At 67.4% G+C, this 14987-nt stretch carries 13 protein-coding genes; 4 read left to right on the top strand and 9 right to left on the bottom strand.

Annotated features, from left to right (window positions below; all coding sequences use genetic code 11):
* Nucleotide 1: 1 nt before the first annotated feature.
* From dnaK to KIT89_RS09730, 4 genes are all read right to left on the bottom strand, one after another.
* Nucleotides 2-1879, bottom strand: a complete 1878-nt coding sequence (dnaK, locus tag KIT89_RS09715; RefSeq protein ID WP_297600880.1) for a molecular chaperone DnaK — start codon at nucleotides 1877-1879, stop codon at nucleotides 2-4.
* 145 nt (nucleotides 1880-2024) lie between these two features.
* The gene (locus KIT89_RS09720; protein WP_297600882.1) at nucleotides 2025-2792 is read right to left on the bottom strand and encodes an ABC transporter permease; all 768 of its coding nucleotides are present in this window, start codon (nucleotides 2790-2792) and stop codon (nucleotides 2025-2027) included.
* Nucleotides 2789-3496 (bottom strand): ATP-binding cassette domain-containing protein, encoded by a 708-nt coding sequence (locus tag KIT89_RS09725; RefSeq protein ID WP_297600885.1) that lies wholly within the window; start codon nucleotides 3494-3496, stop codon nucleotides 2789-2791. Before KIT89_RS09725 ends, KIT89_RS09720 begins: the two co-directional genes overlap by 4 nt.
* Nucleotides 3493-4038 (bottom strand): TetR/AcrR family transcriptional regulator, encoded by a 546-nt coding sequence (locus tag KIT89_RS09730; protein ID WP_297600888.1) that lies wholly within the window; start codon nucleotides 4036-4038, stop codon nucleotides 3493-3495. Before KIT89_RS09730 ends, KIT89_RS09725 begins: the two co-directional genes overlap by 4 nt.
* 105 nt (nucleotides 4039-4143) lie before the next feature.
* On the opposite strand from KIT89_RS09730, the gene KIT89_RS09735 reads away from it, so the two are divergent.
* Nucleotides 4144-5568, top strand: a complete 1425-nt coding sequence (locus KIT89_RS09735; protein ID WP_297600891.1) for an MFS transporter — start codon at nucleotides 4144-4146, stop codon at nucleotides 5566-5568.
* Nucleotides 5569-5589: 21 nt separating this feature from the next.
* On the opposite strand, the gene KIT89_RS09740 is transcribed toward KIT89_RS09735, so the two are convergent.
* Nucleotides 5590-6078 (bottom strand): MarR family winged helix-turn-helix transcriptional regulator, encoded by a 489-nt coding sequence (locus KIT89_RS09740; protein ID WP_297600894.1) that lies wholly within the window; start codon nucleotides 6076-6078, stop codon nucleotides 5590-5592.
* 92 nt (nucleotides 6079-6170) lie between these two features.
* On the opposite strand from KIT89_RS09740, the gene KIT89_RS09745 reads away from it, so the two are divergent.
* Genes KIT89_RS09745 through KIT89_RS09755 form a run of 3 tightly spaced genes read left to right on the top strand, consistent with a single transcriptional unit; the run spans nucleotide 6171 to nucleotide 7835 of the window.
* A complete protein-coding gene (locus KIT89_RS09745) occupies nucleotides 6171-6527 on the top strand; it encodes a hypothetical protein (RefSeq protein WP_297600896.1) in 357 nt (118 codons plus the stop codon).
* 10 nt (nucleotides 6528-6537) lie between these two features.
* Entirely contained in the window at nucleotides 6538-7335 is a 798-nt protein-coding gene (locus KIT89_RS09750; protein ID WP_297600899.1) for an isocitrate lyase/phosphoenolpyruvate mutase family protein, read from the top strand.
* Nucleotides 7332-7835 (top strand): hypothetical protein, encoded by a 504-nt coding sequence (locus tag KIT89_RS09755; RefSeq protein ID WP_297600902.1) that lies wholly within the window; start codon nucleotides 7332-7334, stop codon nucleotides 7833-7835. The genes KIT89_RS09750 and KIT89_RS09755 overlap by 4 nt, the downstream gene beginning before the upstream one ends.
* On the opposite strand, the gene KIT89_RS09760 is transcribed toward KIT89_RS09755, so the two are convergent.
* From KIT89_RS09760 to glgX, 4 genes are all read right to left on the bottom strand, one after another.
* Nucleotides 7800-8516 (bottom strand): hypothetical protein, encoded by a 717-nt coding sequence (locus tag KIT89_RS09760; protein WP_297600905.1) that lies wholly within the window; start codon nucleotides 8514-8516, stop codon nucleotides 7800-7802. The two genes, KIT89_RS09755 and KIT89_RS09760, sit on opposite strands and share 36 nt — an antisense overlap.
* Before the next feature lie 67 nt (nucleotides 8517-8583).
* Nucleotides 8584-10419, bottom strand: coding sequence for a malto-oligosyltrehalose trehalohydrolase (gene treZ, locus KIT89_RS09765; protein WP_297600908.1), 1836 nt, complete (start codon nucleotides 10417-10419; stop codon nucleotides 8584-8586).
* Nucleotides 10412-12757 (bottom strand): malto-oligosyltrehalose synthase, encoded by a 2346-nt coding sequence (gene treY, locus KIT89_RS09770; protein ID WP_297600911.1) that lies wholly within the window; start codon nucleotides 12755-12757, stop codon nucleotides 10412-10414. Before treY ends, treZ begins: the two co-directional genes overlap by 8 nt.
* A complete protein-coding gene (gene glgX, locus KIT89_RS09775) occupies nucleotides 12754-14925 on the bottom strand; it encodes a glycogen debranching protein GlgX (protein WP_297603953.1) in 2172 nt (723 codons plus the stop codon). Before glgX ends, treY begins: the two co-directional genes overlap by 4 nt.
* Nucleotides 14926-14987: the final 62 nt, after the last annotated feature.

Raw genomic sequence — 14987 nt, forward strand, 5'->3', positions numbered from 1 at the left:
ACTACTTCGCGTCCTTGTCAGAGTCGTCCTTCGCCGGCTCGTCTTCATCGTCGACGATCTCGGCGTCGACCACATCCTCATCCGACGACGAGCCGTCTTCCTGATCGGCCGACGGGGTCGGCTCGGTCTGCGAGGCGTTGTAGATGGCCTCACCGAGCTTCGTCTGCGAGGCGTTGAGGGTGTCGAAGGCCGACTTCACTGCGGCGTCGTCGTCGCCCGCGAGGGCCGTCTTGAGAGCATCCACGTCAGCCTGCACTTCGCTCTTGACGTCGTCAGGAAGCTTGTCGGCGTTCTCGGTCATGAGCTTCTCGATCGAGTAGACGAGCTGCTCTGAGTTGTTGCGCACCTCGGCCTTCTCACGGCGCTCTTTGTCTTCGGCGGCGTGCTCTTCGGCTTCACGCACCATGCGCTCGATGTCTTCTTTCGCGAGCGACGAGCCGCCCGTGATCGTCATCGACTGCTCTTTGCCGGTGCCCTTGTCTTTCGCGCTCACGTGCACGATGCCGTTGGCGTCGATGTCGAAGGTGACCTCGACCTGCGGAATTCCGCGCGGCGCGGGGGCGATGCCGGTGAGCTCGAAGGTTCCGAGGTTCTTGTTGTCTCGCGTGAACTCGCGCTCACCCTGGAACACCTGGATGGCGACGCTCGGCTGGTTGTCGTCAGCGGTCGTGAAGGTCTCGCTGCGCTTGGTCGGAATCGCCGTGTTGCGCTCGATGAGCTTCGTCATGATGCCGCCCTTGGTCTCGATGCCGAGGCTCAGGGGGGTCACGTCGATGAGCAGCACGTCTTTGCGCTCGCCCTTCAGCACGCCGGCCTGCAGGGCGGCGCCGACGGCGACGACCTCGTCAGGGTTGACGCCCTTGTTGGGCTCTTTGCCGCCGGTGAGCTTCTTGACGAGCTCGGTGACGGCGGGCATGCGGGTCGAACCGCCGACGAGCACGACGTGCGCGATGTCGCTGAGCTTGACGCCCGCCTCGCGGATGACGTCGTCGAAGGGCTTCTTGGTGCGGTCGAGCAGATCGCTCGTGAGCTCTTCGAACTTGGCTCGGGTCAGCGTCTCGTCGAGGTTGGCGGGGCCGTTCTCGGTGAGCGACAGGTACGGCAGCTGAATGCTCGTGCTCGTCGAGCTCGAGAGCTCTTTCTTGGCCTGCTCAGCGGCCTCCTTGAGGCGCTGCTTGGCGATCTTGTCGTTCGTGACGTCGACGCCCGTGGTCTCTTTGAAGCGCTTGATGAGGTAGTCGACGACGCGGTTGTCCCAGTCGTCGCCGCCGAGGCGGTTGTCGCCCGCAGTCGCCTTCACCTGGATGGTGCTGAAGTCGTCGTCTTTGCCCACTTCGAGCAGGCTGACGTCGAAGGTTCCGCCGCCGAGGTCAAACACCAGAATGAGCTCGTCTTCTTTGCCCTTGTCGAGGCCGTAGGCGAGCGCCGCAGCGGTGGGCTCGTTGATGATGCGCAGCACGTTGAGGCCCGCGATCTCACCGGCCTCTTTCGTGGCCTGGCGCTCGGCGTCGTTGAAGTAGGCCGGAACCGTGATGACGGCGTCGGTGACGCTCTCGCCCAGGTACTGCTCGGCATCGCGCTTGAGCTTCGCGAGCGTGCGCGCGCTGATCTCTTGCGGGGTGTACTTCTTGTCGTCGATCTCGACCTTCCAGTCGGTGCCCATGTGGCGCTTGACGCTCGCGATGGTGCGGTCGACGTTCGTGACGGCCTGGCGCTTCGCGGTCTCGCCGACGAGCACTTCGCCGTCTTTCGTGAAGGCGACGACCGAGGGGGTCGTGCGGAATCCTTCAGCGTTGGCGATGACGGTGGGTTCGCCACCCTCGAGAACTGAGACGACGGAGTTGGTGGTTCCGAGGTCGATGCCGACGGCACGGGCCATGGTGGTGCTCCTTCTGGATCTGGGGAGCGCGAAAGGTTGAGTCGCGCTGTATCAAGTCTGAGATCCAGGATGCTCGCTGTCAAGTCGAGCGGTGAAAACTTGAGTTGTGCTGGCTCAACTCTCAGGAAGCCGCGGCGGGTGCACGTCAGGCTGCGGCGACGAGCCGAAGTCTGCGCCACGCTGCGACCGTCGCCGCGCACAGCAGCAGGCCCGTGGTCGCCGCGACGACGAGGCCTGCGATGCTCGCGCCGTCTGCGCCGAACATCGCCCAGAGGGTGGGCGACGAGAAGGCGAACCAGTCGCCGGCGCCGAGCACCACCGCCACCTGGCTCGCGGCGACGAGCGCGATGATGACGCCGATCGGCGCGAGGTAGCCGCGCGAGAGCGTCGCGACAAGCGAGGCCACCGAGCTGAGCAGCGCCGTGATGAGCAGCGCCGTGCCGAGCCGGCCGATCGCACCCCAGGTCTCGAGCCCGGGCCAGCCGTAGCCGAGGGCGAGCATCACGACGACCATGGCCGTGAGTACGAGCACGGTCACCACGGCGCACCACACGACGTGCACGATCAGCTTCGCGAAGGCGATCGTCGAGCGCGACGTGGGGCGGGCGAACAGGCCGGCGATCGTGCCGTCGACGAATTCGCGGCCGGTGATCCACGCGGCGCAGACGCCGAAGGCCAGCAGCGAGGCGACTGCGGCAATCTGCGTCGCGACGGCGACGAAGCTCGGGGCGTCGCTCACCGCGAATGCGGCGAACTTCTCGCCAGCGAGGGTGGGTGCGGCACCGATGTCGAGCGTCATGGCAGAGGTGATGCCCACGACCCCGACGACGAGCAGAGACCCGGCGATCGCGGCGACGCGCGACGCGCGAAGCTTGCGCACCTCGGCGCGCAGCGCCCGAGCGATGGCGCTCACCAGGTCACCCCATCGATCTGCGCGACGAGCGAGAAGAAGGCTCGCTCGAGGTCTGCCCCACCGGGGTCGAGCTCGCCAACGATGCCGCCCCGGTGGATGACGGTGATGCGATGGGCGACGCGCGCGACCTCATCGAGGTGATGGCTCGAGACGAGCACGGCCGCGCCAGCGGCCGCGCGATCACGCAGACTGCCGCGCAGCGCGATCGTCGCGGCCGGATCGAGCGCGTTGGTCGGCTCGTCGAGCACGAGCAAGCGCGGGGCCGCGAGCAGTGCCGCGGCGATGCCGGTGCGCTGGCGGTTTCCTGACGACAGCGCCGAGACGCGCTTGGCACGCATGGGCTCGAGCGCGAGCTCGGCGATGACGTCGTCAACCGCGCCCGCAGGGGCATCGGCGAGTTCTGCCGCCACTCGCAGGGTGCCCTCGACCGTGTGGTCTGGGTACGCGAAGGGTCGGCCGACGTAGTGGCCGACGGCCCCCCAGTCGACCCCGTGATCGATGCCTCGGCCCCCGATGCAGATGGTGCCCGAGCTGAACGGCACCATGCCGAGCGTGGCGCTCATGAGCGTCGACTTGCCCGCGCCATTGAGCCCGACGAGCGCGTGGATCTCGCCGGCGTCGACCCTCAGGCTGACCTCTGCGATGCCCGCACCGCCGCGATAGGTAACAGAAGCGCGATCGATCTCGAGCATGGCGGCGCTCATCGTGCCGCCCTGAGGGTGTCGAGTGCGCGGCCCACGGTCTGGGCGAGCTGCGGTGCGTCGTCAACCGTGCGCGTGAGGGCGGCCGTGATCGCCGCGAGCACCGCGGCCGCCGCGACGTGCGACTGCACAGCATCAGCGCCGTCGGCCACGAGTTGCTCGGCGATGAGGTTCTGCGTCACGAGGTTGTTCTCGGCGATGGGCCCGATGAGCTCGGGCGTCGTCGCGACGATGCGCGCCCGACGTGCTGCGAACTCGTCGTCGGCAACCTCGAGGTGGCGCAGGGCGAGCGTCAGAGCATCCATCACCCGCACGATCGGTGGCAGCTGACTCGGCTGCGCCGCGACGGCGTCGACGATGCGAGGGTCGAACGGGTCGTCGATCGCGAGTGCCGCCTTGGTCGAGTAGTGCCGATACACCGTCATCTCGCTCACTCCCGCGCGCTCGGCCACCTCTGACACCGAGGTCGCGGCGAAGCCCTGTGCTTCGAAGAGATCGACGGCCGCGTGCTGAATGCGAGCACGAGTCTGAGCGGTGCGGTTCACGCTCTAATGTTAGTCACTAACATTTGCGAGGTCAAGCTCGACCGCGTCGATCTGTGTGGGCCTGAGCGCTACCGCCCGTTTACCCGTGCGGGGTAGCGTGAGCGCATGACTGAGAAGCCTTCCGACAACGAGGTCGGATCCATCCCCCACCCCACTGACAAGACCGTTCCGGTCACGGCGAACACTGGCGCCGTCGGCGTCATGGGCCTCGACCTGCAAGACGGCGTGCAGGTGCCCCGCAAGCGCGTCTTCGCCTGGGCGTTCTGGGACTGGGCGACGCAGCCGTTCAACACCGTGCTCATCACCTTCGTGTGGGTGCCCAGCTATCTCACGAGCACGTTCTTCGTCGACCCCGAGGTGGTGGGCACCGCCGGCGAAGAAGCAGCCCTCGGGCAGCTGGCGAGCTCGCTCGGGTTCGGCATCACCCTCGCCGGCTTCGCCATTCTGCTGCTCGCGCCCGTGCTCGGGCAGCGCGCCGACCGGGCGGGGCGGCAGAAGATGTCGCTCTTCGTCTTCACGGCGCTGCTCGTCGTCGCCCAGCTGGGTCTGGCCTTCGTGCAACCAGGCGCCCAATGGTTCTTCGTCGGGGTCTTTCTCATTGCGATCGGCAGCGTCTTCGCCGAGATCGCCAACGTCAACTACAACGCGCTGCTCATCTCGGTCTCGACCCCGAAGTCGATCGGCAAGGTCTCTGGCCTCGGCTGGGGCTTCGGCTACCTCGGCGGCATCGTCGCGCTCGCCGTCGTCGTCGGGCTGATCCTCGGCGGCGTGCTCGACGGCGACGCCGCGTCGACCTTCCAGCTCATCGCGTTCGGCAGCACGATCTGGACGATCCTCTTCGCCATCCCCATCTTCCTCAGCGTGCCCGAGCCCCCCAAGGTCGTCCAGGCCGAGCGGGTCGGCTTCTTCCGCAGCTATGTCGAGTTGGTGCGCAGCATCATCCGGCTCTACAAAGAGACGCGCCCGACGTTCTGGTTCTTGCTGGCGAGCGCCGTCTACCGAGACGGGCTCTCGGCGGTCTTCGTGTTCGGCTCGGTCATCGCGGCGATCGTGTTCGGGTTCGGATTCACCGACCTCGTGATCTTCGGCATCGCGCTCAACATCGTCGCCGGCGTCTCGACGATTCTCGCGGGTCGTCTCGACGACCACTTCGGCCCGAAGCGCGTGATACTCGTCTCAGTCTTCGGCCTCGTTGCGTGCACGCTCGTCGTGTTCTTCTTCGCCGATCTCGGTGCAGGGCTCTTCTGGGCAGCCGGCCTCGTGCTCGCCATGTTCGTCGGGCCGGCACAGGCCGCCTCGCGATCGTTCCTCGCGCGAGTCACACCCGCCGGCAAAGAGGGCGAAGTCTTCGGCCTCTATGCCACGACCGGTCGCGCGGCCGGCTGGATGGCGTCGTTGCTGTGGGGAGTGTTCATCGCGGTCGCGGCGAGCCAGACCCTCTACGGCATCCTCGGCATCGCGCTCGTGCTGCTCGTCGGCGGAATCCTGCTGCTGTTCGTGAAGGCACCGCCGCTCGCTGCGAGGGCATAGCACCCACGCCGAGCCGCACTCCTAGCGCGCGGCGTCGACGAATCGGGCAAGCAGCTCGGCGAACTGCCTGCGCTCGCCGGCGCTGAAGCCCTGCAGGGCTGCTTCGACGGCTGAACGGCGTTCGCGACGGCGCTCGTCGAGCACGGCCCGCCCGGCGTCGGTGAGGGCGATGACGCTGCGGCGGGCATCCGTCGGGTCAGTCGAGCGCGTCACCAAGCCGCGCTCGACGCAATCGGCGACCACGCGGCTCGCGCGCGGCTGATCGACGTGGATCGCCTCGGCGAGCTCGTTGACGCTCGCGCCGTCGCCGAGACGGTCGAGCACCGAGAGCAGGCGATAGCGCGCCATCGACGCGAAGGGATGCTCGTGGCGACCGCCCTTCCACCCGAACGGCCCGTGCGGGCCTGGGCGGCCCGGGTGGTGGCGCTCTCGACCACCCGAGCGGCGCAGCTCGCTGATCGCGCGCTCGATGGCCTCGATCGGGTCGGTGTCGTCTGGGCGGGCATCCATGCATGTCACGGTACATCGATTGACACTCGACAGAGATGTATGTACAGTTACATTCAATGTCACTTGACATACAAATTCTTGAAGGAGCACCGATGAAGAACACGCACGACACACCCGGTCGATGGATCCACGCCCTCCGGGCACGCAAGCACGCACTCGCTCGCGAGTACTCTCGCAACCTCGACGCGACCGCTCGAGAGGGCATCAGCGACGAAGACTACGAGACCACCATGACCACGCTCGAGACGATGGCCCGCAACCTGGGCTGGGATGAGAGCCACGGCGGGCCCGATGGGCCGCCGTTCGGCCGCGGGCGACGCGGGCCCAGAGTGCACCAGCGCAAGTGGCACCACCGCGGCTGGCACCACCGCGGCTGGCATGGCCACGCTCACCAGCACGAGCACTGCCAGCACGAGCACGAGGCGCGCGAAAAACCCGCCGACGTGTGACAGTAGTCGCATGACGACTACCGCCGAGAAGGCCGCCGCACTGACAGCACTGCACGTTCCGGGTGATCCGCTCATTGTGGTGAATGTGTGGGATGCCATGACGGCGCGCATCGTCGCCCGCACTCCGGGCGTGCGTGCGCTCGCCACGGCGAGCCACGCGGTGGCCTTCTCACTCGGCGTCGACGACGGAGAGCGCATGAGCGTCGACCTGGCGCTGAGCGCCGCCGCCCGCATCACCGCGGCCACCGAGTTGCCCGTGAGCGTCGACTTCGAAAGGGGTTACGCCCCCGACGCCGAGGGAGTGCGCGACAACGTCGCTCGACTCATTGAGGCGGGCGCCGCGGGGCTCAACATCGAAGACTCGCTCGACGGAGCCACGAGCGCGCTGCGACCGATCGACGAGGCGGCCGCTCGCGTGGCCGCAGCGCGTGCAGCCGCAGACGCGGCGGGTGTTCCGCTCGCCATCAACGCGCGCACCGACACTCTCGCGGGTGCCCCCGAAGCGTGGGGAGAAGCGATCGAGCGAGCGAACGCCTACGTCGACGCGGGCGCCACGAGCATCTTCATGCTCGGGCTGGGCACCGAAAAGCAGGTGGCGGATGCTGTGGCCGAGGTTCGCGCGCCTGTGGCAGTGTTCGCCCGCCCGGGCTACCTGTCGCTCGAGCGGCTCGCCGAACTGGGCGTGGGGCGCATCTCGTTCGGTCCCCAAGTTCTCGGCCTGACCCTGAAGCACCTCGCCGAAGCCACGGCGCAGCTCACCGCGCGGGGCGAGTACCCCGCCGAGCTCGGCTACCGTTACGAGTTGTGAGCACTGAACCGGTGAGCAACGAGCACGACGACGCTGACGACGACCAGCTCGCGCCGGGCTGGCAGCCCCTGCTCGAGCGGCCCGGCTACGAACAGTGGTGGGATGGCACCGACTTGCGGGGTCGCCCGCACCGAGAGCCCGACCCGTTCTCGGCCTTCACACCCGACCTCGCTCGCAGTCTGCGGCCGGGGCCGAATCGCGCCGCGCGCCTCGCCCGAATCGGTATCGTCGCGACGATCGCAGTCTTCGTGCTGCAGACGTTGACGAGCACCGGTCTCGTCGCCCTGCCAGGAGTCGACCCGCTGACCGTCACCCTCGCCGCACTCGCGATCGCCGCACTCGTCGCCGTGCTCACCGCCCTCGCCGCGGTGCTCGCACTTCGCGCGGCACCCCAACTCGGCGGCCGCGCGATCGCGACCCTCGCCCTCGGCGTGAGCATCATCCTCGGGCTCGCTCCCGTGCTGCTACTCGTGGCGATCGGCCTCGCCGGCGGCCTGTGAGCGTGAGCGTCGACGCAGACGCAGCACGACCAGCAGCATAACGATGGCGATGAGTAGCGCAATGATCATGCCGACCCACAGCAGGGTGAGGTCGGGGCCCTCGTCAACCTGAGACTCGGCGTTGAGCGTGATGGGACGATCGAATTCGGTCGTCCACGTCACGGTGCGACCGCTCTGCGCGCCGTCATGCGACAGCACCTCGCCGGGGAAGGTCACCGACACGGTGATGTCTCCGCTCGACTCGGCCTCAGCATCCGGATCAATTGGTTCTGCGGGAGCCTCGCTGCCCTCATCGGTGAAATCGATGACGCCAGAGACCACCACGCGGTCGCCCGAGCGCACGATCGTCAGATTCTCAGCGTTGCCGCTGTCGGCGAAGGCGCTGAGCGGGGCGTCTCGAAGCTCGAATCGCGAGCCCACGTAGCCGTCATCGGTGTACGCGGTGCGCGTGACGCCGACGGTTCCGCTGAGGGCGGGCACGAGACTCTGCTCGAGCTGCTGCGCTCGCTCGGCGGCGACCGCCTCGCCGTCTTCGGCGTCGTCGTTGATGACGACAGCGACGACGACCGAGCCCGAGACCGTGTCGTTCGCGCTGATCGTGAGGTCGGCTTGAAAGCGAATGCAACCCGCGAGCACGAGCAGCAACAGTGCCACTGATACCGACGTAGTGAACTTTCTCATGTGTCACCCTCCCATAGGCGTTGATGGCCGGGCGTGAATCGCACAGCCTGCACTCAGGTGCGGCCCCTCACCGCACTCTCACGATCGCCGCCGACCGAGCTGGCAGCTCGAGCTGCGCGACCTGGTTCGCGACGTCAACATGCAGCACCGCTTCACCCGTGGTGAGCAGCACCTCAGGCATCGCCGCGGGGCGGCCCTCAGCGATCGCCACGGCGAACTCCATGACGGTCTCGCGCTCGAAAGCGACGCACACAGCGACGAGCCCCGCGGCCGGGTCATCGACACCTGCGCCGCGCAGCATGCGGAACGCTTCGGGGGGCGCGGCCTCATCGGCTCCTGAACTCGCTGCCGACGTGTGGGCGAAGCGCGGGTCGGTGAGCTCGGGCGTAGCCCGCCGCAGAGCGATGAGCTCGCGGTGCAGGTCGAGCAAGCGCGCGTGCGCGCCGTTCTCGCGTTCTGCCCAGTCGAGTCGCGAACGCTCGAACGTAGCCGGGTCTTGGGGGTCTGGCACCACTGACTCGTCCCAGCCCATCTTCACGAACTCGTCGAGGCGACCTTGCGCCGTTGCGCGACCGAGCTCGGGCTCGGGGTGCGAGGTGAAGAACTGCCACGGCGTCGACGCACCCCACTCCTCCCCCATGAAGAGCATGGGTGTGAACGGGCTCGTCAGCGAAAGCACCGCCGCAATGCTGAGCGAGTCGTCGTCGACGAGCGCCGACAAGCGATCGCCCGCGGCCCGATTGCCGATCTGGTCGTGATTCTGCGCGCACGTCACGAGTCGCCACATCGGCACTTCGGGCGAGATCGGATGCCCGTGATCACGCTCGCGAAAGCTCGAGTAGGTGCCCGCATGGAAGAACCCTCGCTCGGTCGTCGTGGCGAGTGCATCTCGAGTGGCGAAATCGGCGTAGTAGCCCGCCGACTCACCAGACACTGCAGTGTGGATCGCGTGGTGGTGGTCGTCGCTCCACTGCGCTGTCAGACCGTAGCCGCCCGCCTCGCGAGGCATGATGAGCCGCGGATCATTGAGGTCGCTCTCGGCGATGAGGGTCAGGGGACGTCCGAGGTGCGCAGAGCGGGCATCCGTCTCTTCCGCCATCGCCTGCAGAATGTGGTCGTCGGCGTCATCGACCAGCGCGTGCACGGCGTCGAGCCGCAGGCCGTCGACATGGAAGTCGTCGAACCACATCGCGAGGTTGTCGAGCACGTATCGCCGCACTTCGGGGTGCGCGACGTTGACCGAGTCTCCCCAGGTGTTGGCACTCGCATCATGCAGGTACGGCCCGAAGCGGGGTAGGTAGTTGCCGCTCGGCCCGAGGTGGTTGTAGACCACATCTTGCACGACCGCGAGCCCGCGAGCGTGGCACGCGTCGACGAAGCGACGATACGCGGCGGGCCCGCCGTACGGCTCGTGCACGGCGAACCACAGAACGCCGTCATAGCCCCAGTTGTGGGTGCCGTTCACGGCGTTCACCGGCAGCACTTCGACGATATCGATGCCGAGCTCGACGAGGTGATCGAGACGCTCGATGGCCGAGTCGAGCGTGCCGCCGGGGGTAAAGGTGCCAATGTGCAACTCGTAGATGACGGCTCCGGCGAGCTGGCGACCGCGCCAGTGCTGGTCTGCCCAGTCGTGTGTGTTCGCATCGTCGAGGGCGCTCAAACCATGCACGCCGTCGGGCTGTCGGCGCGAGCGCGGGTCGGGAAGCGGGTGCACCGAGTCGTCGAGCACGAAGCCGTAGCGGTCGTCGCTCTCGAGCGCCGCGAGGGCGGTGAACCACCCGCCACCGGTGGCGGCCATCGGCACGCGCTCGGCATCGGCGCCGCGTTCGCGGTGCAGCTCAACCGTCTCAGCGTGCGGTGCCCAGACACGGGCGTCGACGTGGTGCGTGCGGTCAATCATGCTTCTCCTCGAGCAGCAGGGCGACGGGGTAGCGATCGAGTAGGCGAGCAAGGGGCAGTTCGCCGCCGTCGAATCGCGCCCCCGTGATGACGTCGACGACGGGACGGTGCGGCAGCACGACGACGGCATCGCCCCAGCCTCCTGCGCGCGCGAGGCCCAGGGGCAGGCGAGTCGCGAGAGTCGCCGCCCCACCGCGATCGAAGGCGATGCCGTGATCTGCTGTCGACCCCACGATCGGCAACGGTGCATACCGCGTGAAGAGCTCGGCACGGTCACGACGCGCCCGCAACGCGCGGCTTGTGACGAGTAGCTTGGCGGCTCCGCTCGAGTCGACGGGCGGAAGCTCGCCGGCGTCGAGTCGCGCGAGCATCGAGCGGCGCACGTCGTAGTCGACCGGGCGACGGTTGTCGGGGTCGACGAGGCTCGTCTCCCACAACTCGCTGCCCTGATAGACATCGGGAATGCCGGGGCCCGTCAGTTGCAGCAGCTTCGCGCTCAGGCCGTTTGACCATCCGGCCGCCGCGACGTCGTCGACGAACGACTCGATGAGGGCCCGAGTAGTCACATCGTCGAAGGCGGCATCGACGGCGGCGTGCATCCGCGCCTCGAAGCGTTCGTCGGGCGCCGCCCACTTCGTCGCTGTTCCCGCCTCGCGGGCCGCCTTCTCGGCGTAGGCGTGGGCGCGCTCGCGACTGAGCGGCCACGCGCCCACGAGCGACTCCCACACGATGTTCTCGAACGGCCCATCGCCCATCGGAGCCCGCTCGCGCACGGCGACGAGCACCGCACCCCAACGATCTGGCACTTCAGCCAGTGTGGTGATGCGGGCACGCGTGTCTTCGCCGCGCTTGGTGTCGTGCGTCGACAGGGTCGTGAGCGACGCCGGAAACGAGCCCTGCCGATGCGCCTGCCGTCGGTGGAACTCGTCGACGTCGATCGCGAACTCTGACGGATCTGCCCCCACCTCGGTCAGCGATGCCAGCCGCGAGTAGCGATAGAACGCGGTGTCTTCGACGCCCTTCGCCATGACCATGCCGCTGGTCTGCTGAAATCGCAGGGCCGCCGGTTGCGCCGGGTCGCTGAGCACAGGAGTCAACGCATCGAGCGCCACGCTCAGGTCAGGCCTCGACCGCCGCGCCTCTGCGATGGCGTCATGCAGGTTATCGAGCCCAACGGGCAGATACGAGCGGTACACCGGAAAGCACGCGAGAACTTCGGCCAACGCATCGGCAGCGCTCTCGATCGGGCGAGGAAGCTCGCGCTCGAGTCGCAGAACTTCGCTGCGCAGAATGGTGTCGGCGATGCGTCGCTTCGTCGACCGGATCATCGTCGACCAACTCTCGACCGACTCTGAGCCGCGCAAACGCGCATCGAGTCGACTGAGCGGCACCCGCCCTGCGGGGTCGACGAGCACGCGATCGATCGACGCGAGAGCGTCGTAGCCGGTGGTGCCAGCCGTCTGCCAGTGACCGGGCAAAGGCTCGTCGCCCTCCAGAATCTTCTCGACCCACACGGGGGCATGTTCTGTCAGTTCTGCCAGATCGTCGAGATAGGCGCCGGGGTCGCGGAGGCCGTCGGGGTGATCGACGCGAATGCCGTCGACAAGGCCCTCGCGCACCCACCGCACGATCTCACGATGGCTCTCCTCCAAGACCCAGGGCACTTCGACGCGAATCGCCGCCAGAGTGTTCACGGCGAAGAACCGCCGGTAGTTCAGTTCGGCGTCGGCACGCGTCCACTGCACGAACTCGTAGTGCTGGCGCTCGAGCACGCGGCGCAGTTCGGCAGGGCCGGCCGCCGCGAGAGCTTCCACGTCATCGGCCGAGCCTTCGGCGAGCGGGTATTCGGTCTCGTAGACGCGAACCGCATCAGCGAGCAGCGTGATGTGCCCCGCGGCGATGACCGTCGGCAGGTCGTCGCCGAGCACCGGCAACCGGATGCGCCCGCCGCCGAACTGCCAATCGACATCGAAGGCCTCGGCCATGGGGCCGGTCTGGCCCGTGCGCAGCAGCTGCCACCACCAGTTGTTCTGGCGCGGGTCTTCGACCCCCACATGGTTGGGCACGATGTCGACGAGCACTCCGAGACCGTGCTCTCGCGCGGCCGCGACCGCCCGGCCGAGACCCTCGGCGCCCCCGCGCTCAGCATCGACGACAGAGTGGTCGACGACGTCGTAGCCGTGCGTCGACCCCCGCGTCGACTGCAGCACTGGCGACAGATACACCCAGTCGGCACCGAGCGCGTGCACGTAGTCGGCAAGGCCTGCCACCTGGTCGAGCGTGAACCCGGCCGACACTTGCACCCGATAGGTCGACAACGGCAGCCGTCGGGCGCTCATGCCTCGGCTCCCGTCGCCGCAGTCGACAGCGAGTCGGCCACCGAGTCGTCGAGGGTCGGTTCGACCTCCATCCACTCGCGCAGCACCACGAGGCTGATCGCCGAGAGCGTGAACTGCGACCCAGCCTCGACGACGGGCGCGCCGTCGATGCCCGAGGTGTCGACGAGTCGCTCCCAGCGCGCACCGTGCTCGGCGCTCGGCAGCGTCACCTCGACGGGCTCGTCGTGTGCCGACACGTACACGAGGAACGAGCGGTCGACGATGGGCTCGCCTCGAGCATCCCGTTCTCGAATGCCGTGACCGTTCAGATAGACGCCGACCGAGCGCCCGAAGCCGGCGTCCCAGTCTGACTCGTCCATCGCTGACCCATCTGGGCGCAGCCAGACGATGTCAGCCACCGGTTCGGTCGCGTGCCTGCGCGTCGGGTGACCGTCGAAGAATCGGGTGCGCCGGAAGACCGGATGCTCGCGCCGCAGCCGCGCGATTGATCCGACGAACTCGATGAGCGCGGCATCGGCCGTCGACCAGTTGATCCACGAGAGAGGCGAGTCGTGCGCGTAGACGTTGTTGTTGCCGTTCTGGGTGCGTCCGAGCTCGTCGCCGTGAGAGATCATGGGCACGCCCTGCGACAGCAGCAGCGTCGCGAGAAGGTTGCGCACCTGGCGAGCGCGCAGCGCCGTGATCGTCGGGTCGTCGGTCGGCCCCTCGACGCCCATGTTGTACGACCGGTTGTGCGAATCTCCGTCAGCGTTGCCCTCACCGTTCGCCTCGTTGTGCTTCTCGTTGTACGAGACCAGGTCAGTGAGCGTAAAGCCGTCGTGCGCGGTGATGAAGTTGATCGACGCGACCGGGCGACGACCCGAGTTCTCGTAGAGATCGGCCGAGCCCGTCAGGCGCGCGGCGAACTCGCCCAGCGTGCCCTCCTCCCCGCGCCAGAAGTCGCGCACCGTGTCGCGATAGCGGCCGTTCCACTCCGTCCACTGCGCCGGAAAGTTGCCCACTTGGTAGCCGCCGGGCCCGACATCCCAGGGCTCGGCGATGAGCTTCACTTGCGAAACCACCGGGTCTTGGTGCACGAGGTCGAAGAAGGCGGCGAGGCGGTCGACATCGTAGAACTCGCGCGCGAGCGCCGAGGCGAGGTCGAAGCGGAACCCGTCCACGTGCATCTCGGTCACCCAGTAGCGCAGCGAATCCATGATGAGCTGCAGCGAGTGGGGGTGCCGCACATTGAGGCTGTTGCCTGTTCCCGTGTAGTCCATGTAGTACTGGGGGTCGTCGTCGACGAGACGGTAGTACGCCGCGTTGTCGATCCCCTTGAACGACAGCATCGGGCCCAGGTGGTTGCCCTCCGCCGTGTGGTTGTAGACCACGTCGAGAATGACCTCGATTCCCGCCGCGTGCAGCGAGCGCACCATGGTCTTGAACTCAGAGACCTGGTCACCGCGATCGCCGCTCGACGAGTAGGCGTTGTGCGGAGCCAGAAAGCCAATCGTGTTGTAGCCCCAATAGTTCGACAGCCCTTGATCGACGAGGTGCTTATCGTGCACGAACTGATGCACCGGCATGAGCTCGATCGCCGTGACACCGAGTCGCTGCAGATGGTCGATGATGGCAGGGTGTGCGACACCCGCGTAGGTGCCGCGTAGCGCTTCGGGCACCTCTGGATGCGTGCGGGTCAGGCCCGCGACGTGCGCTTCGTAGATGACGCTCTCGCTGTACGGGATGCCCGGCGCTCGGTCACCCGCCCAGTCGAAGTAGGGGTTCACGACGACCCCGAGCATCGCGTGCGCCGCCGAGTCAGCCTCATTGCGCTGGTTCGGGTCGTCGAACCGGTAGGCGAACAGCGACTCATCCCAATCGACCTCGCCGTGCACGGCTTTCGCGTAGGGGTCGAGCAGCAGTTTCTCACCAGCGCACCGCTGACCCCACGACGGGTCGTACGGCCCGTGCACGCGGTAGCCGTAGCACTGACCGGGTTGCACCCCCGGAAGGTAGGCGTGCCAGACGAAGGCGTCGACGTCGATGAGTTCGATCTGAGTCTCGACTCGATCGTCATCGAAGAGGCACAGTTCAACCCGCTCAGCCACCTCGCTGAAGAGTGCGAAGTTGGTGCCGCTACCGTCGAAGGTAGCCCCCAACGGATAAGCATTTCCCGGCCACGTGTTCAAAGTCAAGCCCCCCATGATTTCGACGGTACCCCTCGAACGGGGTACATATCTGCCCCTAGCAT

The sequence above is a fragment of the Microcella sp. genome (assembly GCF_025808395.1).
In the GTDB taxonomy this organism is placed as follows: domain Bacteria; phylum Actinomycetota; class Actinomycetes; order Actinomycetales; family Microbacteriaceae; genus Microcella.